At 72.3% G+C, this 23,454-nt stretch carries 16 protein-coding genes; 10 read left to right on the top strand and 6 right to left on the bottom strand.

The window, feature by feature from the left end; genetic code table 11:
• Positions 1-422: 422 nt before the first annotated feature.
• Together ACFYY6_RS01645 and ACFYY6_RS01640 are read right to left on the bottom strand one after the other, a co-directional pair.
• Positions 423-1,196 carry an SDR family oxidoreductase gene (locus tag ACFYY6_RS01645; RefSeq protein WP_351521618.1) on the bottom strand — a complete coding sequence of 258 codons (774 nt, stop codon included), beginning with the start codon at positions 1,194-1,196 and terminating at the stop codon, positions 423-425.
• 153 nt (positions 1,197-1,349) lie between these two features.
• Complete coding sequence (locus ACFYY6_RS01640) at positions 1,350-2,039, bottom strand: MOSC domain-containing protein (protein ID WP_386608685.1); 690 nt, start codon at positions 2,037-2,039, stop codon at positions 1,350-1,352.
• 221 nt (positions 2,040-2,260) lie between these two features.
• Between ACFYY6_RS01640 and ACFYY6_RS01635 the strand changes: the two genes are divergently transcribed.
• Entirely contained in the window at positions 2,261-3,151 is an 891-nt protein-coding gene (locus tag ACFYY6_RS01635) for a LysR family transcriptional regulator (RefSeq protein WP_351629419.1), read from the top strand.
• Between the two features lie 226 nt (positions 3,152-3,377).
• Here the strand turns inward: ACFYY6_RS01635 and ACFYY6_RS01630 are convergent, their stop codons facing one another.
• Positions 3,378-3,716, bottom strand: a complete 339-nt coding sequence (locus ACFYY6_RS01630) for a WhiB family transcriptional regulator (RefSeq protein WP_073786897.1) — start codon at positions 3,714-3,716, stop codon at positions 3,378-3,380.
• A 421-nt stretch (positions 3,717-4,137) separates the two neighbouring features.
• Here ACFYY6_RS01630 and ACFYY6_RS01625 point away from each other — a divergent pair, with 421 nt between their 5' ends.
• The 4 genes from ACFYY6_RS01625 to ACFYY6_RS01610 all read left to right on the top strand — a co-directional run bounded on the left by ACFYY6_RS01625 (position 4,138) and on the right by ACFYY6_RS01610 (position 8,803).
• Positions 4,138-4,749, top strand: coding sequence for a response regulator transcription factor (locus ACFYY6_RS01625; RefSeq protein ID WP_003948568.1), 612 nt, complete (start codon positions 4,138-4,140; stop codon positions 4,747-4,749).
• 315 nt (positions 4,750-5,064) lie between these two features.
• Positions 5,065-5,640 carry a sigma-70 family RNA polymerase sigma factor gene (locus tag ACFYY6_RS01620; RefSeq protein WP_073786900.1) on the top strand — a complete coding sequence of 192 codons (576 nt, stop codon included), beginning with the start codon at positions 5,065-5,067 and terminating at the stop codon, positions 5,638-5,640.
• A 224-nt stretch (positions 5,641-5,864) separates the two neighbouring features.
• Positions 5,865-7,370: an IMP dehydrogenase gene (gene guaB, locus ACFYY6_RS01615; protein ID WP_351521611.1), complete on the top strand. Its 1,506-nt coding sequence runs from the start codon at positions 5,865-5,867 to the stop codon at positions 7,368-7,370.
• Positions 7,371-7,678: 308 nt separating this feature from the next.
• On the top strand, positions 7,679-8,803 hold the full coding sequence (locus tag ACFYY6_RS01610; protein WP_073786904.1) for a GuaB3 family IMP dehydrogenase-related protein: 1,125 nt from the start codon (positions 7,679-7,681) through the stop codon (positions 8,801-8,803).
• A gap of 138 nt (positions 8,804-8,941) precedes the next feature.
• Here the strand turns inward: ACFYY6_RS01610 and ACFYY6_RS01605 are convergent, their stop codons facing one another.
• The gene (locus tag ACFYY6_RS01605) at positions 8,942-9,565 is read right to left on the bottom strand and encodes a hypothetical protein (RefSeq protein WP_351521609.1); all 624 of its coding nucleotides are present in this window, start codon (positions 9,563-9,565) and stop codon (positions 8,942-8,944) included.
• A 133-nt stretch (positions 9,566-9,698) separates the two neighbouring features.
• Complete coding sequence (locus tag ACFYY6_RS01600) at positions 9,699-10,961, bottom strand: nucleotide sugar dehydrogenase (RefSeq protein WP_360116301.1); 1,263 nt, start codon at positions 10,959-10,961, stop codon at positions 9,699-9,701.
• A gap of 319 nt (positions 10,962-11,280) precedes the next feature.
• On the opposite strand from ACFYY6_RS01600, the gene ACFYY6_RS01595 reads away from it, so the two are divergent.
• The gene (locus ACFYY6_RS01595; RefSeq protein WP_351629411.1) at positions 11,281-12,987 is read left to right on the top strand and encodes a glycerol-3-phosphate dehydrogenase/oxidase; all 1,707 of its coding nucleotides are present in this window, start codon (positions 11,281-11,283) and stop codon (positions 12,985-12,987) included.
• Between the two features lie 277 nt (positions 12,988-13,264).
• Here ACFYY6_RS01595 and ACFYY6_RS01590 read toward each other — a convergent pair whose 3' ends face one another.
• Positions 13,265-14,371: a serine hydrolase domain-containing protein gene (locus ACFYY6_RS01590; RefSeq protein WP_351521605.1), complete on the bottom strand. Its 1,107-nt coding sequence runs from the start codon at positions 14,369-14,371 to the stop codon at positions 13,265-13,267.
• 194 nt (positions 14,372-14,565) lie between these two features.
• Here ACFYY6_RS01590 and ACFYY6_RS01585 point away from each other — a divergent pair, with 194 nt between their 5' ends.
• From ACFYY6_RS01585 to ACFYY6_RS01570, 4 genes are all read left to right on the top strand, one after another.
• A complete protein-coding gene (locus ACFYY6_RS01585) occupies positions 14,566-16,548 on the top strand; it encodes a serine/threonine-protein kinase (protein WP_389191239.1) in 1,983 nt (660 codons plus the stop codon).
• 181 nt (positions 16,549-16,729) lie between these two features.
• A complete protein-coding gene (locus ACFYY6_RS01580) occupies positions 16,730-19,684 on the top strand; it encodes a serine/threonine protein kinase (RefSeq protein WP_389191237.1) in 2,955 nt (984 codons plus the stop codon).
• A gap of 135 nt (positions 19,685-19,819) precedes the next feature.
• Positions 19,820-21,535, top strand: coding sequence for a serine/threonine-protein kinase (locus tag ACFYY6_RS01575; RefSeq protein WP_388648503.1), 1,716 nt, complete (start codon positions 19,820-19,822; stop codon positions 21,533-21,535).
• Positions 21,536-21,737: 202 nt separating this feature from the next.
• Entirely contained in the window at positions 21,738-23,390 is a 1,653-nt protein-coding gene (locus ACFYY6_RS01570; protein ID WP_351629398.1) for a succinic semialdehyde dehydrogenase, read from the top strand.
• Positions 23,391-23,454 lie beyond the last annotated feature (64 nt).

The raw sequence follows: 23,454 nt of genomic DNA, 5'->3' as shown, positions 1-23,454 counted from the left end.
GACAGCGGTCCGACGACACGGCCCGTCAGGCCACCGCCCCTCCGGTGCCTGACGGGCCGACATGGCCCCTCCCCGGAAACGGAGTCCCCCGGCCGGGCGACCGCGTGCCCGGAAGGCCCGCGCCCGGAAGGCCCGCGCCCGGAAGGCCCGTGACCGGGAACCGCGCAGCCGGATCCCCGCCGTCGGCTGATCCGGTAACGACCTCGTCCACGATTGGCAGGGGGGAAGGAGCGGCGTCTGGGGCCTTCGAATCCAAGGCGGAGGAGGGAGTCGGATGGGGTCTCCCCTGCTCGAACGCAGCTGAGAGCTTGGGGAAGGAGCGTCGGTGACTGACGACAACGCCGGAGGCGGAGGTCCCAGACGCCGCGACGCCGCTGACAATCGTGGACGAGGTCGTAACAGGCCCGCGGGGGACCGTTCGCTCACTGGGGTCCGTACTTGCGGCCCGTCTTGGAGGCGGCCCCTCCGAGCAGGCCGCGCGGCGTCAGCTTCACGACCCCCATCAGCGCCTTGTACCGCGGGTCCGGCACCGACAGGGACTTGCCGCGCGCCAGGTCCGCCAGCGCCGCCGCCACCAGCTTGTCGGCGTCCAGCCACATCCAGCCGGGGATGTTGCCGGTCCCCATTCCGGCCCGCTGGTGGAACTCCGTGCGTACGAAACCCGGGCACAGCGCCATCAGCCGCACCCCCGAACCGGCCAGGTCCTTCGCCGCGCCCTGGGTGAACTGCACGACCCACGCCTTGGACGCGCCGTACGTCCCGCGCGGCACGAACGCCGCCACCGAGGCCACGTTGACGACCCCGCCCCGTCCGCGTTCCCGCATCCCGGTCACGGCGGCCGAGGTCAGGCGCAGCACCGCCTCGCAGTGCACCTTGAGCATGTTCAGCTCGTCGGCCATGGGCACTTCCAGGTAGCGGCCCTTGTTCCCGAACCCGGCGTTGTTGACCAGCAGGTCAACCGGATGTTGACGGTCCGTCAAGCGTTCCTCGACCGTCGCGATCCCCTTGTCCTCGGACAGGTCGGCCCGCAGCACCTCGGCCTCGATGCCGTGCCGGTCGTGCAGTTCGGTCGCCTGCTCGCGCAGTCGCTCGGCGTCGCGCGCCACCAGCACCAGGTTGTGCCCGTCGGCCGCGAGCCGCCGCGCGAACGCGGCGCCGATACCCGCGGTCGCGCCCGTAATCAGTGCAGTCGTCATGGGCGGCACGTTAGTGCCTGCCCGCCGGATCACGGCCGGACGGTGACCCGGACGGCGCCTCGGTCGGGTCGGGCCGCCCACGGACGCGCGGTCCGTGCCGGCGCCCGGGCCGGCGCCCGGACCGATGTCCGGTCCGCCGTCCGGGCGCCCTGCTCACCGGGCCGCCGAACCCTGCTCCCCGTGCCCTTGTTCGATGTACTTCAGGGCGGCGCGCAGGGTCTCCGGATGCAGCGCGTCACGGGCCGCGAGCAGCCGGGGCAGCAGTTCGCGCCGGGTCGTCGACGCCTGGAACTCCATCCGCACGGTGACGTCGTGGCCGGGCCGGTGCACGATCTTGACCGGGTCCCCGGCACGGATCTCGCCCGGCGCGATCACCCGCAGGTACGCGCCCGGGGCGGCTGCCCGCGTGAACCGCTTGACCCAGCCCTTCTCTCCGAGGTGCCCGGCGAACGTGCGGCACGGGATCCGGCTCGACGCGACCTCCAGCACCAGGTCGGGGCCTATCCTCCAGCGCTCCCCGATCCTCGCGCCGTTCACGTCCACCCCACTGGTCGTGAGGTTCTCGCCGAACGAGCCGTTGGGCAGCGGGCGGCCGGTCTCCCGTTCCCAGGCGTCCAGCTCCTCGCGGCCGAAGGCGTACACGGCCTGGTCGGAGCCGCCGTGATGGCGCAGGTCGCACACCGCGTCCCCGACCAGGCCGCTGCCGCCGGTGCCCTTGGGGCCGGGGTCGAGGACACGCACCGGACCCTCGACCGGCCGCTTGCCGATGCCGGTCGCTCCGCCCGGGGCGTCGGTGTGGGCGACGATCCTGGGCCGTCCCACGTTCACGCTCAGCACCTTCATCGGCCTGCCACCGCCCCCTCGCCGCCTCTCCATGCCTCTTCGGCTCCGGGTTGCCTGTTCTGCCCCGGGCCTTCGCTCCCCGCCGTCCCGCCCCACCAGGGCCACGCACAGGATGCGCACCGGACGCGTCTCGGGCGCGCACGGAGAACGCTAACCGCCCCGCCCCCAAAGGCGCATCCGGGTAATTAGCGCCACTCCCAAGAGATGCTTATGGTTGAGGGGTGATCGAAGCCCGTCATCTCCGTGTTCTGCGCGCCGTGGCCGCCACCGGCTCGTTCTCCGCCGCGGCCCGCGAACTGGGCTGCACACAGCCCGCGGTCAGTCAGCAGATGAAGGCCCTGGAGTCCTCGGCCGGGACCACGCTGCTGATCCGCACCGGACGCGAGATGCGACTCACGCAGGCGGGCGAGGCCCTCGTTCGGCACGCCTCGGGCATTCTGGCCGGGCTCACCGCCGCTGAGGAGGAGGTCGCCGCGATCGCCGGGCTGCGAGCGGGCCGGGTCCGGCTCGTCTCGTTCCCCAGCGGCAGTTCCACCCTGGTGCCCGGGGCCCTCGCGGCACTGCGCGCGGCCCATCCCGGAACCCGGGTCTCCCTGGTCGAGGCCGAGCCGCCGCGTTCGGTCGAGATGTTGCGCGAGGGCGACTGCGACATCGCGCTGGCATTCCGCTACGGCGCTCCGGGCGCCGAATGGGAGGACCTGGTCGTGCGTCCGCTCCTCGCCGACCGGCTGATCGGCCTGGTCCCCGAGGGGCACCGGCTGTCCGGTACGGGGGCGGTCACCATCGCCGAGCTGGCCGAGGAGTCGTGGATCGCCGGCTGTCCGCGCTGCCGGCGCCAGTTGGTGGAGGTCTGCGAGGAGGCGGGCTTCACGCCCCGGATCGATTTCGCCACCGACGACTACCCCGCGGTCGTGGGCCTGGTGGGGGCCGGGCTCGGGGTGGCGGTGCTGCCGGAACTGGCGATCGAGTCGGTACGCACCAAGGGGGTCCGCACCGTCACGGTCGAACCGGCCGTCGAGCGCGAGATCGTCGCCCTGACCCTCCCCGACCTGGCGCAGGTGCCCGCCGTGGCGGCCACGCTGGACCGGCTGTCCCTGGCGGCCGCCCGCTGACCGGGGGACCGCCCGTGACCGCCTGCCGGCCGGGCGCTGCCCGTGACGCGGTGCGGGAAGCCGCGCGTGTGACCCGTACCGGGGCCCGGGCGGCTCGGAAGCGTGCGTGACCCGGCTCGGGGCCTGCCTGTGACCCGGCCTCCCTCGGTGGTCGGGTGGTGATGAAGAGACGTTTTTTTGTCTTACGGGCCGCGTTTTGTCCTACGGGCCGCGCGGGCCGCCGGGATCAGCCGTGCCCCGCCGGGGACGGAACGCCGCCCGACGGTGCCGATGCCGCGATCAGACGATTGCGGGCCCGCCCCATGAGCTCCTCGCGCTCGTCCTCGGTGAGTCCGCCCCACACACCGTAGGGCTCCCGTACGGCCAGCGCGTGTGCCGCGCACTCCGCGCGTACCGGGCATCGCATGCAGACCTCTTTCGCCGAGTTCTCGCGGGCGCTGCGTGCCGCCCCGCGCTCACCCTCGGGGTGGAAGAACAGCGAGCTGTCGACCCCGCGGCAGGCCGCCAACAGTTGCCAGTCCCACAGATCGGCGTTGGGTCCGGGAAGGCGGGAGAAATCTGCCATTGCTTGTCCCCTCAAACCATGCTGAGTCGGAAACGTCGTTGTCGTCCGGTGTCGCCTATTTGATGGTGCTCATGACACGTACATCCACGGTGCAAGTAGATGTAAATATGACTGATTGCGAATCTAGCCACAGACACCGGGAAAAGGGAAGAAGACCCGCTAAATGGGGCATACCTTCATATGGAAAACCAGTTGATGACTGGACGATCCGCGTCGCTCTCCTCCGTGCACGCTCCCTCACGTAGAGTGCCGAACCCGGCCGTCGAACCCGTAACTCTTTCGAGTGACCATCGTTGAGAGGGCGGAAGTGGTTGACAGAAAAAGCGATCGGGCAGATGTCCGAGAGCGTCAACCGCTCAGGTGACGAATTGTGAACAGCCTGGAGGCTCAAGGTGACGCGCATCAGCTGCGGAGGGCGGCCATGACATCCGTCCTCGTCTGCGACGACTCCCCGCTTGCCCGAGAGGCGCTCCGTCGCGCGGTCGCGACCGTGCCCGGCGTCGAGCGCGTGACGACGGCGGCCAACGGCGAGGAAGTCCTCCGCCGCTGGGGCGCCGACCGTTCGGATCTGATTCTGATGGACGTACGCATGCCCGGCCTCGGGGGTGTGGAGACGGTCCGGCGGCTGCTCTCCGCCGACCCCGGCGCCAGGATCATCATGCTGACCGTCGCCGAGGACCTGGACGGTGTCGCGCTCGCGGTCGCCGCCGGTGCCCGCGGCTATCTCCACAAGGACGCCTCCCGCGCGGAGTTGCGGGCCACCGTCACCCAGGCGCTGGCCGATCCGACGTGGCGGCTCGCTCCGCGCAGGCTGCGGTCGGCCGAGATGGGCGCCGCGCCCACGCTCACCGCGCGGGAGATCCAGGTGCTCGAAGGGATGAGCCACGGTCGCTCGAACGCCGAGATCGGCCGTGAGCTGTTCCTCTCCGAGGACACGGTGAAGACGCATGCCAGGCGTCTGTTCAAGAAGCTCGGCGCCTCGGACCGCGCCCACGCCGTCGCTCTCGGCTTCCGCTGGGGCCTGGTCCGCTGAGGGCCGGTCGTGACCGGCGGTCGACCGTCTCCCCGCCCGCGCTCCGGCGGGCGGGGTGCCGGGACCGCCGTGCGCGGGGCGGGCGCCGCCGCACCGGTGGTGTCCGCCGGGCCGACCGCGTCCGCCGGGCCGACGGCATGTGACGCTTCACGGCCGATGCCGCATCCTTGAGACGTGGAGTTCCTCGGGAACGATTCGGTCGTGCGGAAGGGGAGGGCGCAGGACATGACTTCCGGCGCACCCGCTCATAACGCTTCGGTGCACAACTACGGACGCGGCGGAGCGGAAGACGAGACTCCGAGGCACCATGGTCCGATGCGCGACGACGAGACGACGGTGATCGGTGCACTGGTGCACCGCGCCGTCGAGGGCGATGCGCAGGCCACCCATGATCTGCTGGCCCATGTTCACCCGCTTGCGCTGCGTTACTGCAGGTCGCGGCTGAGTCGTCTGCCCGGTGACGCGCGCCACTTCGTCGAGGACCTGGCACAGGAGGTCTGCGTCGCGGTGCTCATGGCGCTGCCGCGCTACAAGGACACCGGCAGACCCTTCGAAGCCTTCGTCTTCGCCATCGCGGGCCACAAGGTGGCCGATCTCCAGCGGGCCGCCATGCGGCACCCGGGGTCCACGGCCGTGCCGTCCGACGAGATGCCCGAGCGGCCCGACGACTCGCTCGGCCCCGAGGAGCGCGCGCTGCTCAGCAGCGACGCGGCCTGGGCCAAGAAGCTCCTGGCGAACCTCCCCGACAACCAGCGCGAGCTGCTCGTGCTCCGGGTCGCGGTCGGCCTGACCGCCGAGGAGACCGGGCAGATGCTGGGCATGTCGCCGGGCGCCGTCCGGGTCGCCCAGCACCGTGCGCTGAGCAGGCTGCGGGCGCTCGCCGAGCAGTGAATCGGGGTCGGCCGAAGGGGCTTCCCAGGCTCCGGCTCCCGTTCCGGTCACGGTTCCGGGTACGTCCCGCGCCTCTCGTGCGTACCGTTCGTGCACGATCCGTGCCGCTCCGGTTCCGTACGAACCTACAGAACCTGTAGGTGATCTTGCACGTGGAATGAGACACGTGCGAAGGCCGTTAGCATGGACATCCGCACCGATCAAGGCCATTTGGGGAAGGTGTCATGACTGCAAACGTCGACGGAGTGCCCGAGAAATTCGCGACGCTCGGGCTGACATACGACGACGTGCTGCTGCTGCCCGGCGCGTCCGACATGGCGCCCGATCAGATCGACACCTCCTCGTACATCTCCAAGAACGTGCGGGTGAACATCCCGCTTCTCTCCGCCGCGATGGACAAGGTCACCGAGGCCCGCATGGCGATCGCCATGGCCCGGCAGGGCGGCGCCGGTGTGCTCCACCGCAACCTCTCCATCGCCGACCAGGCCAACCAGGTCGACCTGGTGAAGCGCTCCGAGTCCGGCATGGTCACCGACCCGATCACGGTGCACCCGGACGCGACCCTGCGCGACGCCGACGAGCTGTGCGCCAAGTTCCGCATCAGCGGCGTCCCGGTCACCGACGCGGCAGGCAAGCTGCTCGGCATCGTCACCAACCGCGACATGGCGTTCGAGCCGGACCGCTCGCGCCAGGTGCGCGAGGTCATGACGCCGATGCCGCTGGTCACGGGCAAGGTCGGCATCTCCGGCGTGGACGCCATGGAGCTGCTGCGCCGTCACAAGATCGAGAAGCTTCCGCTGGTCGACGAGGCGGGCGTCCTCAAGGGCCTCATCACCGTCAAGGACTTCGTCAAGGCCGAGCAGTATCCGAACGCCGCGAAGGACAAGGAGGGCCGGCTGCTGGTCGGCGCCGCCGTCGGTGTCGCGGGGGACGCCTTCGAGCGGGCCCAGGCGCTGATCGAGGCGGGTGTCGACTTCATCGTCGTGGACACCGCCCACGGCCACTCCCGTCTGGTCGGCGACATGGTCGCCAAGATCAAGTCGAACGCGTCCGGCGTCGACGTCATCGGCGGCAACATCGCCACCCGTGACGGCGCCCAGGCGCTGATCGACGCCGGTGTCGACGGCATCAAGGTCGGCGTCGGCCCCGGTTCCATCTGCACCACCCGCGTCGTCGCCGGTATCGGCGTCCCGCAGGTCACCGCGATCTACGAGGCTTCGCTCGCCGCGAAGGAGGCGGGCGTCCCGGTCATCGGCGACGGCGGCCTGCAGTACTCCGGCGACATCGCCAAGGCCCTGGTGGCCGGCGCGGACACCGTGATGCTCGGCTCGCTGCTCGCGGGCTGCGAGGAGTCCCCGGGCGAGCTGCTCTTCATCAACGGCAAGCAGTTCAAGTCGTACCGCGGCATGGGTTCGCTCGGCGCGATGCAGTCCCGCGGCGACCGCAAGTCGTTCTCCAAGGACCGCTACTTCCAGGAGGGCGTCGCCTCCGACGAGAAGCTGGTCCCCGAGGGCATCGAGGGCCAGGTCCCCTATCGCGGCCCGCTCTCCGCGGTCGTCCATCAGCTCACCGGCGGTCTGCGCCAGTCGATGTTCTACGTCGGCGGCCGCACCGTGCCGGAGCTCCAGGCCAACGGCCGGTTCGTCCGGATCACCTCCGCGGGCCTCAAGGAGAGCCACCCGCACGACATCCAGATGACGGTCGAGGCGCCCAACTACAGCAGGAAGTAACGACCCTGCCCACGATGGGCGGTGGGGGAAGGAGCGGCGTCCGGGGCCTTCGAGTCCAAGGCGGAGGAGGGAGTCGACGCGGAGCGTCGGTGACCGACGACAACGCCGGAGGCGGAGATCCCGGACACCGCGACGCCGCAGACGATCGTGGGCAGGGTCGTAACGCGCGCCGGCGCCCCGAGGGGCGGACCCGGGCTCTTCCGGCCCCGCTGGGCGACCAGCGGGGCCCGGGAACTCCCGGGGCCGCCCCTCCGCCGTGTGTCGGGGATACTGGACAGCGCAGACATAGAGGGAAAGGCCACACCATCGTGACTGAGATCGAGATCGGGCGCGGCAAGCGCGGCCGCCGGGCATACGCGTTCGACGACATCGCCGTCGTTCCGAGCCGCCGAACCCGCGACCCGAAGGAGGTCTCGATCGCCTGGCAGATCGACGCCTACCGATTCGAGCTGCCGTTCCTGGCCGCCCCCATGGACTCGGTGGTCTCCCCGCAGACCGCGATCCGCATCGGTGAGCTGGGCGGTCTCGGTGTCCTCAACCTGGAAGGGCTGTGGACCCGGTACGAGGACCCGCAGCCGCTGCTGGACGAGATCGCCGAGATGCCGGCCGAGTCCGCCACCCGCCGTCTCCAGGAGATCTACGCCGCTCCGATCCAGGAGGAACTGATCGGGCAGCGCATCAAGGAGGTGCGCGACGCCGGGGTCGTCACCGCCGCTGCGCTCTCCCCGCAGCGCACCGCCCAGTTCTCCAAGGCGGTCGTCGACGCGGGTGTGGACATCTTCGTCATCCGCGGTACGACGGTCTCCGCCGAGCACGTGTCGGGCGCGGCCGAGCCGCTCAACCTCAAGCAGTTCATCTATGAGCTGGACGTCCCGGTGATCGTCGGCGGCTGCGCCACGTACACCGCCGCGCTGCACCTGATGCGTACCGGTGCGGCCGGTGTGCTCGTCGGTTTCGGCGGGGGCGCCGCGCACACCACGCGCAACGTCTTCGGCATCCAGGTGCCGATGGCGACGGCGGTCGCCGACGTGGCCGGGGCCCGCCGCGACTACATGGACGAGTCGGGCGGCCGGTACGTGCACGTGATCGCGGACGGCGGCGTCGGCTGGTCCGGCGACCTGCCGAAGGCCATCGCCTGCGGTGCGGACGCCGTGATGATCGGCTCCCCGCTGGCCCGTGCGACGGACGCGCCGGGCCGCGGCCGGCACTGGGGCATGGAGGCCGTCCACGAGGACGTGCCGCGCGGCAAGCTGGTGGACCTCGGTTCCGTCGGCACGACCGAGGAGGTCCTCACCGGTCCCTCGCACTCGCCGGACGGCTCGATGAACATCTTCGGCGCGCTGCGCCGGGCGATGGCGACGACGGGATACAGCGAACTCAAGGAGTTCCAGCGCGTCGAGGTGACGGTGGCGGACTCGCAGCACCGCCGCTGACCGTCTCGCGTCCTCCGCCGGTCGCCTCCGGCGACACATGGGCGAAGGCCCCGGAACCGCACGTGGGTTCCGGGGCCTTCGCCCATGTCCGGCGGGGCGCGCCTTTTCGATCACGCCTTCGCGGGAACGCCGTCCCGGTCACGCCTTCTTGGCGCCACCGAAGGCCGCCACGGCTCCGAGCAGCAGGAAGGCGTAGGTCATGAAGTCCGATCCCTCGCTCCACGCCTTCGTCAGCACGTCGAAGTGGTCGATGAAGAGGGTGGACGCGGACTGGTGGATCAGGTCGGACAGGATGATCGAGATGCCGATCAGCTGGCCGAGGTAGACGGCGCCCACGGACAGGACGGCGCTGACGACGGGCAGGATCGGGTTGCGCCCGCCGACCTTGCTCGCCGCGAAGCCGACGAGGAAGCCGACGCCGATGGCGATGTAGCCGACCTCGCGCTCGATCGCTCCGGCGATGACGCCGTAGAGGAAGGCACCGACGAGCGCGGCGACCACGGCCGCGACCAGCCCGAGGGCCACCTTGTCGCGGGGCGGCGCCGGCGGGGCGAAGGGCGCGCCGCCGAACGCGGGGGCGGGCTGGCCGTAGGCGCCGGGCTGCTGACCGGCGAACGGGTTGCCGGTCGGGGCACCGGGCTGCTGGCCCGCGTACGGGTTGCCGTCTCCCGGCTGGGCGCCGGGATGCTGGGCGGCGTACGGGTTGCCGTCGACGGGCTGGGAACCGGGCTGCTGGTTCGGCGGCGGCACGGGCTGGCTCATGGTGGGATCCCCCTTGGAGCGGAAGCGCACGATTGTGCGAGAAGTGACGCCGCAGGCTAGCAGTCGGCTATGACATCGCCTACCGAAATCCCCGAAGACCCCGAAGCTTCCGCAGCCCCCGGAATGCCCTGGTTCACAGCCGGTGCGCGGCCCCCGCCGGGGTCGCGCCCCGGGTGTCCAGGAGCAGTTGGGCCTTCACGGCGAGACCCTGGAGGTCGTACGTGCGGTGGTGCTGGAGCAGCACCGTGAGGTCGGCGTTCGACGCGGCCTCGTACAGCGAGTCGGCGCGCGGGACGGGGAGGTCGCGTACCCGCCAGTCCAGGACGTACGGGTCGTGGTAGCCGATCTGCGCGCCCATGTCGAGCAGCCGGGAGGCGATCTCCCGGGCGGCGGACGCCTCCTGGTCGGCGAGGTCGGGCTTGTAGGTGACGCCGAGGAGCAGCACGCGGGCGCCGCGCACCGACTTGCCGTGCTCGTTCAGCAGGGTGGCGCAGCGCTGGATCACGTACTGCGGCATCCGGTCGTTGATCTCCTGTGCGAGCGCGACCATGCGCAGCGGGTGGCCGGGGGTGCGGCTGTGGTACGGGAGGCGTCCCGGGTCGACGGGGACGCCGTGTCCGCCGACGCCGGGCCCCGGGCGGAACGCCTGGAAGCCGAAGGGTTTGGTCTCGGCGCACCGGATGACGTCCCACAGGTCGACCCCGAGGTCGTGGCAGAGCACCGCCATCTCGTTCACGAGGGCGATGTTGACGTGCCGGAAGTTGGTCTCCAGCACCTTCGTCATCTCGGCCTCGCGCAGCCCGCGGGCGCGGACCACCTTGTCGGTGAGCCGGCCGTAGAAGGCGGCGGCGGACTCGGTGCAGACGGGGGTGAGGCCGCCGATGACCCTGGGAGTGTTGGCGTGGACGTGGGTCCGGTTGCCGGGGTCGAGGCGGCTCGGCGCGTGGGCGAGGTGGAAGTCCCGTCCGGCGCGCAGTCCCGAGCCCTCTTCGAGGAGCGGCCGGATGTGTCCCTCGGTGGTGCCGGGCTGTACGGCCGACTCCACCAGCACGGTGGTGTGGGGGCGCAGTCGGGCGGCGAGCGCGCGGGTGGCGTCGGTGAGCGCGGCGAGGTCGGGGGTGCGGTCGGCGCCGAGCGGGGTGGGGGCGCAGATGACCGCGGTGCGGACCCGGCCGAGTTCGGCCGGGTCGGTGCTGGGCCGGAAGCCCCCCGAGAGCATCCGGCGGACGTCTGACGCGGTGAGGGAGCCCTCGACGGGGGTGCGGCCCGCGGCGAGTTCGGCGTGGGCGCGCGGATCGGTGTCGTAGCCGACGGTTTCGATGCCGGCGGCCACGGCGGCCTGTGCGAGGGGCAGGCCGAGGTGGCCGAGTCCGATGACAGCGAGGTCTGCGGGCATAGGGGGCCGTCCTTCCCTCGGACCGGGCGGGGCACGGAGGTTGGCGTCCTCCGTGTAACCGGCCGGTACATGACCATGAGAGCAGAAAGCGCAACCGCTGGGGACAGCGCAATGTCAGACTAGGCGTAAATATGACCTGTATGAAGCATTTGTCAGGTGTCGCGAGGCCCGTGCCGCCCCCGCTGTCGTCCGTGGTTGTCCCCAGGCGGTGGCCGAAGTCGTGGACGGCGGACAGAATCGAGGGGTGGGCCGGGGCGTCCGACCGATCGGTCGGGTCGCGTCCCGTGCCGGACCAGCCCGAGCCACCCGGGAGGCAGCAGTGAGGACAGCGACACTGGGACCCGCGGATCGCGCCGAGGCGCTCGCCGCCATGGCCGAGCGCGAACTGGACGTGCTGGTCGTGGGGGCGGGCGTGGTCGGCGCCGGTACGGCGCTGGACGCCGCGACGAGAGGGCTCTCGACCGGCCTGGTCGAGGCACGCGACTGGGCCTCGGGCACGTCGAGCCGGTCGAGCAAGCTGATCCACGGCGGGCTGCGATATCTGGAGATGCTGGACTTCGCGCTCGTACGGGAGGCGTTGAAGGAGCGCGGACTGCTCCTCCAGCGGCTGGCCCCGCATCTGGTGAAGCCCGTGCCGTTCCTCTACCCGCTGCGGCACAAGGGCTGGGAGCGGTTCTACGCGGGCTCCGGCGTGGCGCTCTACGACGCGATGTCGGTGTCGTCGGGACACGGCCGCGGTCTGCCCGTCCACCGGCACCTCTCCCGCCGCAACGCGCTGCGGGTCGCCCCGGCGCTGCGGAAGGACGCCCTGGTCGGGGCGTTGCAGTACTACGACGCGCAGATGGACGACGCCCGCTACACGGCGGCGCTGGTGCGCACCGCCGCCGCGTACGGCGCCCGGGTGGCGAACCGGGCGCGGGTGGTCGGCTTCCTCCGGGAGGGCGAACGGGTCGTCGGCGCCCGGGTGCAGGACGTCGAGGCGGGAGGGGAGTACGAGGTCAGGGCCAAGCAGGTGGTGAATGCGACCGGCGTGTGGACGGACGACACCCAGGCGCTGATCGGGGAGCGCGGGCTGTTCCACGTCCGGGCGTCGAAGGGGATCCACCTGGTCGTCCCGAAGGACCGCGTCCACTCCTCGACCGGCCTGATCCTGCGGACCGAGAAGTCCGTCCTCTTCGTCATCCCGTGGGGACGGCACTGGATCATCGGGACGACCGACACCGACTGGGACCTGGACAAGGCGCACCCGGCGGCGTCCAGCGCCGACATCGACTATCTCCTCGAACACGTCAACAGCGTGCTGGCCACCCCGCTGACCAGGGACGACGTCCAGGGCGTCTACGCGGGGCTGCGCCCGTTGCTGGCCGGCGAGTCGGAGGCGACCAGCAAGCTCTCGCGCGAGCACACGGTGGCACATCCGCTGCCGGGCCTCGTCGTCGTGGCGGGCGGCAAGTACACCACGTACCGGGTGATGGCGAAGGACGCCGTGGACGAGGCGGTGCACGGTCTCGACCAGCGGGTGGCGGAATGCGTCACGGAGGACGTCCCGCTGCTGGGCGCGGAGGGGTACCGGGCGCTGTGGAACGCCCGCGCGCGGATCGCCGTCCGGACGGGTCTCCACGTCGTCCGCGTCGAGCATCTGCTCAACCGCTACGGCTCGCTGACGGAGGAGATCCTGGAACTGATCGCCGCCGACCCTGTCCTGGGCGAGCCGCTGCCCGCCGCCGACGACTACTTGAAGGCCGAGATCGTCTACGCCGCCTCGCACGAGGGCGCCCGGCACCTCGACGACGTCCTGACCCGGCGCACCCGGATCTCCATCGAGACCTTTGACCGGGGCACGCGCAGCGCCCGGCTCTGCGCGGAGCTGATGGCGCCGGTGCTGGGCTGGGACGAGCGGCAGATCGACCGGGAGGTCGAGCACTACGAGAAGCGGGTGCAGGCGGAACGGGAGTCGCAGCGTCAGCCGGACGACCTCACGGCGGACGCGGCACGGCTCGGCGCGCCGGACATCGTGCCCCTCTGAGAGCCTGTCGGGTGACCTCTGACCGGGCGGCCATGCCCTGGCACGCACGCTTCCGGCGTTACCGGGATGCCCTAGTAGCTCCTTCCTCAAGCTCTCAAGGAGCAGGGGAGACCCCATCCGAAGACATACCGGCGCCTTGGAATCGCACGCACCATGCCGCGTCCGCTTTCCGATCGAAGGTCATCCGACAGGCTCTGAGGGCTGTCCCGCCCCAGGCCGAGCGCTTCCCGTCCCAGGCCCCGTCGTCAAACGTGCGGTGCGGTGCGGCGGGGCGGGCTCAGTCGCCGTGCGCGCGGGGGCAGAATTCCGCTTCGAGCAGCGCCCGTTCGAGTCGCGGCGTGCCGGCCAGGCTGTCCGTGTCGACCCGGAACGTCAGGATGTGGCGGCCCCGGGGGGTGGCCGCGGTCCGGACGTAGCTGCCCGGGATGTGCCCGTTGTGGCCCCAGACGGTGACGGCGCAGGAGAGTTTCTGCGGATAGACGCCCAGGCCGTAGACGCCGCGCGTGGCGGTGGTGTCGAGCAGATCCGCGAGCTGGGCGGAAGGGAGGAGACGGCCGCCGAGCAGGGCCGTGTAGAAACGGTTCAGGTCGTCGAGCGTCGAGATCAGTTCCCCGGCCGCGCCCGCGGTGCGCGGGTCCAGTGCGGTGACGTCGCGCAGGGAGCCGTCGGCCGGGTCGCGCGTGAAGCCGCGGCCGTGCGGTGAGGGCAGCGATGTCCGGGAGCCCGGCAGGGATGTGCCGGTGAGACGCAGGGGGGTGATGATGCGTCGGCGGATCTCCTCGGCGTAGTCGTGCCCCGTGACGCGCCGGACGACGAGTCCGAGGACGACGTAGTTGGTGTTGGAGTAGGCGTAGCGGCCGGGGGTGTTCGTCGGCGGGTGGGACAGGGCGATGCGGACCGTGTCGACGGCGGACGGCGGCCGTACGGGGGAACCGGCGGAGACGGGCAGGGGCGGGGCGTCGGCGGTGTAGTCGGGGAGGCCACTGGTGTGATTGAGCAGGGCACGCAGGGTGATGCGGCGGCCGTCGTTGCCATTGCCCCGGATCAGGCCGGGCAGCAGCCGGTCGACGGAGTCCGAGAGCCGCAGCCGCTTCTCCCGGGCGAGTTGGAGCACGACCGTGGCGACGAAGGTCTTGGTGATGCTGCCGACCCGGAACCGGTCCACCCTGCGGATGCCGGGCCCCGTCGAGCGGAAGGTGCCGTACGGTGCCGAGGAGGCACGACCGGCCAGCAATGCCGCCGTGGGAGCGCCGCCCTCGGCGACAAGCCGGGGAAGGTGGGAAGCCGCGGGGGTGAGGTGTGGTTCCCTGTGCAGGGGCGTCGTGCCCAGTCCCAGCAGCGCCAGCAGCAACGGGACGGAGAACAGCGCCCGGAGTGTCGGCATGGCGGGGATTCCCTTCCTCGGAGCACATCATGACGGGTCCGTGGGCCGGGTACCCGACCGGGGCGCTGACCTGGCACCATGACCGGCCCGTGGACCGGACCCACGACCGGGCCCGTGGACCCGGCACCAGAACCGGTCCCGGGGTGAGGGACAATGGACGCTCTGCCAGGGCGGGTTGATCGCAGAGGGGACGCATGTCGGAGGCGGAGCAGGCACAAGAGCCCCAGCGGGACAAGGACGGACGTCTTCTCGCGGGGCGGTACCGGCTCGGGGCGGTGCTCGGCCGGGGCGGTATGGGCACGGTCTGGCGTGCCGTCGACGAGACGCTGGGGCGCACGGTCGCGGTCAAGGAACTGCGGTTTCCCTCGGCCATCGACGAGGACGAGAAGCGCCGTCTGATCACGCGCACACTGCGCGAGGCCAAGGCGATCGCCAGGATCCGCAACAACGGCGCGGTGACGGTCTACGACGTGGTCGACGAGGACGACCGGCCGTGGATCGTGATGGAGCTGATCGAGGGCAAGTCCCTCGCCGAGGCCATCCGTGAGGACGGTGTACTGACTCCGAGGCGCGCCGCCGAGGTCGGCCTCGCGATCCTCGACGTGCTGCGCTCGGCGCACCGCGAGGGCATCCTGCACCGCGACGTGAAGCCGTCCAACGTACTGATCGCCGAGGACGGCCGGGTCGTGCTGACCGACTTCGGCATCGCGCAGGTCGAGGGCGACCCGTCCGTCACCTCGACCGGCATGCTCGTCGGCGCGCCCTCGTACATCTCGCCGGAGCGCGCGCGGGGGCACAAGCCGGGACCGCCCGCCGACCTGTGGTCGCTCGGCGGCCTGCTGTACGCGAGCGTCGAGGGGTCCCCGCCGTACGACAAGGGGTCGGCCATCGCCACCCTGACCGCGGTGATGACCGAGCCGCTCGACCCGCCGAAGAACGCCGGTCCGCTCAAGGAGGTCATCTACGGCCTGTTGGCCAAGGACCCCGACCAGCGGCTCGACGACGCGGGGGCGCGCGCCCTGCTCGACGACGTGATCCACGCACCCGAGAAGCCGGAACCGGTGGTGCCGCCGCCCGCCGAGGCCACCCGGACCATGGCGCTGCCCGGGAAGTCCGCCGAGGGCGACGGCCGGACGGCGGCGAAGTCCGGTGAGCCGGGCGAGGGCACCCGAGACCGGCTGCGGGGCGCCCTGCGTTCCGTACGCGGTGCGAAAGCGGCACCGGCCGCCGCCGCGACCCCGGCCACCGCACCGCCCACGCCCTCGGTGCCGCCGCCCGCCGCGTCCCCCTCGCAGGCGGCGGGATCGGCGAAGAGGGCGGGCGCGGCAGGAGGCGCGGCCACCGCCGCCGTACCGCCGCAGCGCCGGGCCACGTCCCCGGCCGCCCCGCCCCGCGCGTCCCTCACGGACGTGGTGCCGCGCCGCACCCTGGCCATCATCGCGGCCGTGATCGTGCTCGCCGTCGCCGCCACGGTCCTCGCGCTCACGCTCGGCAACGACGACGACAAGAAGGACGCGAGCGCCGGCAACGGCAAGAACGACAAGGCCACCTCGGCCGGGGCCTCCGGCAGCTCCCCGGACGCCGACAGCGGCGACGGCGCCAAGCCCGCGGACGGCGGCGCCCCGGATCAGGACAAGGGCGCGGGCCAGGACAAGGGCCAGGGCGACGGCCCGGACACGGGGACGGACGGTTCGAAGGACGACAAGCCGGACGACGCGCTGCCCGACGGCTACAAGGCCGTCGCCAACAAGAAGTTCCACTTCTCCATCGCGATGCCCGAGGACTTCCGGTTCGACCGCACGGCCGGCAGCAACTCGGGTGCCATCTACAACACCGACGGCGGCTTCCCGCGCCTCCAGGTCGACTACACCGATTCGCCCGGCGGTGACGCGGCCGCGGCCTGGAACGCCGCGAAGAAGGGTGTCGCGGCCACCAGCAAGGGCTACCGCCACCTGGGCGTGAAGAAGGTCGACTACAACGGCTATCCGACGGTCGCCGACTGGCAGTTCGAGCGCATCCAGCAGGGCGAGCGGGTCCGCGTGCTCAACCGGGGATTCAAGGTCGACGCGAAGCACGGTTACGCGATCATGATCAGTTGTCCGGCGAGCGAATGGGACGACGAGGAGTGCCGGACGCTGCGCGCCACCGCGCTCGGCACCTTCGAACCCGCCGACTGACCCGCGGGCGGGGGAGGGCCGGGACGTGCCGCCCCCGGCGCGGTGCTGTCACGCGCCACGTATCGTGAGAACCTGAGTCCGTACACGATGGGACGGTCGGTCAACCGCACGCCGAGCGCACGTGGTTGACGTGTGCGAGTGGTCTTCATGGCCGGGGGTAGGCACGCTCTGGGGAGGCGTCATGAACGACTACATGGGTCGGGTGCTCGCCGACCGCTACCGCCTTCCGCTGCCTCCGTCCGACGAGTACGAACTGGTCGAGACCCGGGCGTTCGACACCTACAGCGGGCAGGAGGTGCTGATCCGTCAGGTGCCGCTGCCCGAGGTGGTGGACGCCGAGGTGCTCGACGCGGAGGGCCCGGTGCTCTCGGTCCGGCAGGTCACCGGGCGGGCCGTGCGACGTCCCGCGGACCCGGCGGTGCGGCGGGCCGTCGAGGCGGCGCAGGCGGCGGCCCGGATCCCCGACCACCCCAGACTCGACCAGGTCTTCGACGTGTTCGCGGAGGCCGGATCGCTCTGGATCGTGAGCGAGTTCGTCGCGGCCCGCCCGCTCGCGGCGCTGCTCGCCGAGCGTCCGCTCGACCCGTTCCGCGCCGCCGAGATCGGCTCCGACGTGCTGACCGCGCTGCGGGTGCTGCACGCCCACGGCTGGACCCACCGCAACATCACCGTCCGCACGGTGCTGATCTGCGACGACGGACGCGTCGTACTGACCGGCCTGGCTGCCGGGGCGGCGGAGGAGGCGCTCTGCGGGTACGTGTCGACGCCCCGGCCGGACGACGAGGAGGAACTCTCCTACGGCCGCCCGGCGGGCGGGACGGATCCGGCCGGGGTGTTCGCCCCGCCCCGGCCGTCCCTGCCGCCGCCGCCGGCGGAGCTGCCGGCCTCGCCGGGACCGGTGTCCGTCGAGAAGGGCCGGACGGACGGTGACGCCGACGACGACGCGCGCGGGGGCGCGGACGACGAGGCCCACGAGGCCGATGGTGACCACGACACGTACGCGTACGCGGACGGCGACGTGCACGGGGACCGGGACGGCGACGACGCCGGGCACGGAGACGCGTTCCGGCGGGACGCACGGAGCGGCGCGGCCGGTGAACTGGAGGCCGTGCGACGGCCGGTGGGCCCCGCACTCCCGGCGCCCGAGCCCGTGGAGGACGGTACCGAGCGGTCGCGGGCCGAGCGCGCCGGGGCCGTCGCCGCCTACCGCGAGGGGGCCCGCGCCGCCGCACGGATCGGCGAGGAGCGACGCCGCGCCGGTACGGGGGAGTCCTCCGGGGGCGCGGAGGACACGGCTCCGCTCCCCGTCCAACGTCCCGCCCGGCCGGACGACCACCCGGACACCGCGGACTCGTACGCCGACGGCCCGCGCTCCGAGGCCCTGTACACCGACGGTCCGTACAGCCGCGACGCGTACGCCGACGCCCTGTACGCCGAGGACCCGCGCGCCGAGGCCCCGTACGGCGACGCCCCCTACGGCGACGAGGCCGACGGCTACGACGACCACGACGGCACCGGTCACGACGACGGCGACGAGGACGGACTCCTGCCCCCCGCCCGCCGGATGCACCTCACCGGCATCTGGAGCGACGGCCCGGGGGACGGCCGCCCTGTCCCCGCCGGAGGCACCGGCGAGTCCGCCGCGCACACGGACACCCGGGGCCCGGCCCCGGTCCCGGCGCTCCCGGCACACCACTCGGGGCAGGAGCACCGCCCCGGTCGCTGGGACGACCTCGTGACGAGCGGGCATGCCGAAGACACCTCGTACCGGGGCCCCGACACCTCACTCGCCGCCGAGCGCGCCCGGCAGGCCCGCATCGCCGTCGTCGGCGCGGTCACCGAGCGCTGGGCGCCCGAACAGGGCGGGCCCATACACGAGAACTGGCGGCTGGCCCCGCCGATCGGCCCCGCCACCGACCTCTGGGCGCTCGGCGCGCTGCTCTACCGCGCCGTCCAGGGCCACGCCCCGTACCCCGAGGAGAACGCCGCCGAACTGGTCCAGATGGTGTGCGGGGAACCGCCCGCCTTCGCCGAGGAGTGCGGCCCGCTGCGCCCCGTCGTGGAGTCGCTGCTGCGTCAGGACCCCACCGACCGGCCGGACGTCGAGGAACTGAGCGGCTGGCTGCGTTCCCTCGTGCGGTCCGCGCCCGAACCCGAGGCCGGTCTGGACGTCGTGCCGCTGCCGTCCGCCGACGCCCCCCGGCTCCCCGTCGTGCGCCGCCGCGGCGAACTGGTCCGCAGGCGTCGCTTCGGCCGGGGCGCGGCCCACGGCCGCCACCGGCACACCCGCGAACGGCCGGAGCGCACCGAGCCGCCCCGCGAGGAGCAGGGTCCCCGGCCGGAGAAGGCGCCCCGGACGGCCCGGGCGCCGCGCGAACCCAAGGGCCCCAAGGCGCTGCGCACCCCGCCGCCCGGTTCACCGTACGGCGAGGCACGCTCGCCGAGGCGGCTCGGACGACTCCTCCTGGTGCTGATCCTGCTGGCGCTGGCCGCCGCCGTCGGATACGCCGTGCTGTTCATGCCCAAGGCGGACGACAGGACCGGCGCCGAACCCGGCACCGGCGGCCCGGACACGTCGGCGTCCGGCGCGCCGCGGGGCGGCACGGAGCCATCGGGCGACCAGTCCTCCGCGCGGCCCGGCGGCGCCCAGCAGCCTCAGACCACCCGCTCCGCCGTGGCCCTCGCCGCCGGATACGCCCTGCGCGAGGACCCGGAGGGCTTCGAGGTCGGCGTCCTCAAGAGCTGGCGGCGCACCCCCGCCAACGCGGACCGTCAGATCCGTTACGAGGGCGACGGTTTCACCCTGCTCGTCGTCCCCGGGCGTGACTCGGTCGAGACCGAGGGCGCCGACCCCCTGGCGTACCAGGCGGACAAGGAGCGGGAGTTGCGGCCGTTCCGCGAGTCCGGCTGGTCGGGGTCGAGCGGGCTGCGCCGGATCGACGTCGGCCGGCAGACCATGGCCGAGGGCCAGTTCACCTGGCAGGACGCGAACGGCCGTGAGGTGTACGCCCGCAATCTCGCGATGATCGTCGACGGCCGATACCACGTCGTCCAGGTCATCGGCCCGGAGAACCGGCGCGACGAGGTCTCGGAGATCTACCAACAGGCCGTCGGCTCCTACCGGGTGACGCGCTGATCCGTTCCGGTCCGCCGCGCGGCAGAAGGCGGGGCGAGCGACAAGCATCACAGTGCGGTCACCACGGGGATGCGAGGTTCCGTGGCCGAGAGCCCCTCCGTAATCTGGCCTCCGAGGGAACGGGGCGGGGATCACGTGGAACGAGCACAGGGTACGGACGCGGGACTGGTTTTGGCCGGGAGGTACCGGCTGGGCGAGGTCCTCGGGCGCGGCGGCATGGGCAAGGTCTGGCGCGCCCACGACGAGGTGCTGCACCGCACGGTCGCGGTCAAGGAACTGACGGCCGGGCAGTACGCCGCCGAGGCGGACCGGATCGTCCTGCACGCGCGCACGCAGAAGGAGGCGCGCGCCGCCGCCCGGATCACCCACCCGGGCGTGGTCACCGTCCATGACGTGATCGAGTACGACCACCGGCCGTGGATCGTCATGCAGTACGTCGACGGTCCTTCGCTCGCCGACGCGGCCAAGAAGACCGGCGAGATCGAGCCGCGTGAGGCCGCCCGGATCGGCCTGCACGTGCTGGGCGCCCTGCGCGCGGCGCACGCCGCGGGGGTCCTGCACCGGGATGTGAAGCCCGGCAACGTACTCCTCGCCGCCGACGGCCGGGTACTGCTCACCGACTTCGGGATCGCGGCCATCGAGGGCGACTCGACCATCACCAGGACCGGTGAACTCGTCGGCTCCATCGACTACCTGGCGCCGGAGCGGGTACGGGGCGGCGATCCGGGCCCGGCCTCCGACCTGTGGTCGCTCGGCGCCACGCTCTACACCGCGGTCGAGGGCCGCTCGCCGTTCCGGCGCACGTCCCCGATCTCCACCATGCAGGCCGTCGTCACCGAGGAACCGCCGCCGCCGGGGCGCGCGGGCCCGCTCGGCCCCGTGATCACCGCGCTGCTCCGCAAGGAGCCCGAGGACCGGCCGTCGGCGGCGGAGACGGAACGGATGCTGCTCGACGCCATGGAGGGCCGCGAGCCCCAGGCGGCACAGGCGTACGTGCCGACGCAGCGCGTCCCCGACGAGGTCCTGCGCACGCTCGGCACGGTCACCGCCGACCCGGGCGCCGCGCCCGGCGAGACGGGGGCGGCCGGCACGGCCCAACTGATGGCCCCTCCCGGCGAGTCCGCCGCGGGGCCGGTGAACGGCCCGACATCGGCCCCGGTGACCCGGCGCAGCCGCGGCCGGTGGCGTACGGCGGTGCTGGTCCTCGTCGCCGCCGCGCTGATCGGCGGCGGCGCGGGACTCGTCGCGATGCGGTACGCGGACCGTGGCGACGACACCACGGCCCGGCAGGGGGGTGCGGGCAGGCACGCGCCCGCCACCCCCAGCGAACCGGCGAACAGCCCCTCCGAGAAGCCCGATCCCTCGCGCAAGAGGACGGGGGCCAAGGAGATACCCGACGGCTGGCACCGGGTGGACGACCCCGAGGGCTTCAGCCTGACCGTGCCGGACGGCTGGGAGCGCCGGGCGGACGGCAATCAGATCGACTACACCCCGGACAACGGCTTGCACTACATCCGGATCAGCGTCGACCCGGAGCCCGACTACGAGAACTCGTACATGCACATGCTGAACCTGGAGAAGCAGCTCTCCGAACGGCTCCCCGGGTACGAGCGCGTGACCCTGCACTCCAACACCTACCGGGACCGGCCCGGCTCGCTCTGGGAGTTCACCTGGACGGAGACGAAGAACCATCCGGGGCCGCGCCACGCGATCGACCAGATGTACTTCGGGGAGACGGGCGGCCCCGAGTACGCGCTGTACATGACGGGACCGGCGGAGGACTGGGACACGACCCGTGCGCAGTTCGACACGATCCTGCGCGGCTGGCGCGCGCCCGACGAGTCCGACTGACGGCTGCCGGCGACCGACTGCCGGATGGCCGGCCGACGGCCGTCGGCCGGCTCCCGACCGGGCTCCGGGTCGGGTCTCCTGGTGGTGAAGGGGGCCTGATCAGGGGCTTTGTTGCCAGTGATCGCTGGCGTCTTTGTGGGGTGTGTGAAAACCTGTTACCCACGGGTACCCAAAGTGGTCGGGTGGACGTACTCTCGGCCTCATGACGGACTCGCAGGCCCCCCAGCCCACCCCCGCGGCCCCGGCCGGCGGTACTTCCGCGACCCCGGTCGGCACCAACCCCGTGGCCGCAGCCCCGGCGGGCGTGCGTACCGCCGCCGACGTGGTGACGCCCGACCTGGTCGCCCGGCTGACCCGTGACGTGGCCGGCTCCGGCCGCACCGCCAACCACACCCCCTTCACCGGGGAGAAACTGGCCGATCTGCCCGAGTCCACGCCCGAGGACGTGGCGGGCGCCTTCGAACGGGCGCGTGCCGCCCAGCCCGCCTGGGCAGCGACCCCTGTCCGCGCCCGTGCCGCCGTCCTGCTCCGCTTCCACGACCTCGTCCTCAGCCGCCAGGCCGAGGTCCTCGACCTCATCCAGCTGGAGACCGGCAAGGCCAGGCTGCACGCCCACGAGGAGGTGCAGGCCGTCGCAGTCGTGGCCCGGCACTACGGGCGCCGGGCCGGCGCGTATCTGCGGCCGAAGCGGCACACCGGCGTCGTGCCGACCCTCACGAAGGTGACCGAACTGCGCCAGCCGCGCGGTGTCGTCGGCCAGATCGCGCCGTGGAACTACCCGCTCGAACTGTCCGTCGGGGACGCCCTGCCCGCGTTCGTCTCCGGCAACGCCGTCGTAATGAAGCCCGACACGGAGACCGCGCTCACCGCCCTGTGGGCCCGGGACCTGCTGATCGAGGCCGGGCTGCCCGCCGAGGTCTTCCAGATCGTCCTCGGTGACGGACCGGTCGTCGGCCCGGAGGTCGTCAAGCATGCCGACTACGTCTCGTTCACCGGCTCCACCCGCACCGGCCGTGAGGTCGCGCAGGGCGCGGCGGCCCGGCTGGTCGGGGTCTCGCTGGAGCTCGGCGGGAAGAACGCGATGCTGGTGCTGGAGGACGCCGACGTGGAGAAGGCCGCCGCGGGCGCCGTCCGCGCCTGCTTCTCCTCGGCGGGTCAGCTCTGCATCTCCATCGAGCGGCTGTACGTCCACGAGTCGGTCGCCGACGACTTCGTGGCCCGCTTCGCCGCCCGCACGAAGGCGATGCGACTCGGCAGCGCCCTCGCCTACGGTGCCGACATGGGCTCCCTGGTGAGCGAGCGTCAGCTGGAGACCGTGACCAGGCACGTCGCCGAGGCCGTCGAGAAGGGCGCCACGGTCGTCGCGGGCGGCGTCGCCCGCCCCGACATCGGCCCGCTGTTCCACGAGCCGACCATCCTCGACGGCGTCGAGGCGCCGATGGCGGTCTGCTCGGAGGAGACCTTCGGACCGGTGGTGTCCCTCTACCGCTTCCGTGACGAGGACGAGGCCGTGGCCCTCGCCAACGCCACGCCGTACGGCCTGAACTCGAGCGTCTGGACCAGGAACTCCGCGCGCGGCCACCGGGTCGCCGCCCGGCTGCGGACCGGCACGGTCAACATCAACGAGGGGTACGCCCCCGCGTACGGCAGCGTGCAGTCGCCGATGGGCGGCATGAAGGACTCCGGCCTCGGCCGGCGGCACGGCTCCGAGGGCATCCTCAAGTACACCGAGGCACAGACCGTCGCCCAGCAGCGGCTGATCCAGCTCGCGCCCTCGTTCGGGATGGACGACGCGGGGTACGCGGCGTTCATGACGCGCAGCCTGAAGGTGATGAAGGCGTTCCACCTGCGCTGACGGCCTCCGTACCGCCCCGCTTTCCGCCCGTTCCGCACCGAGCCTTTCCGTACCGAGCCTTTTC

It is taken from the genome of Streptomyces sp. NPDC001750 (genome assembly GCF_042892615.1).
Taxonomy (GTDB): domain Bacteria; phylum Actinomycetota; class Actinomycetes; order Streptomycetales; family Streptomycetaceae; genus Streptomyces.
This window is presented reverse-complemented; position numbering and strand designations above follow the sequence as displayed.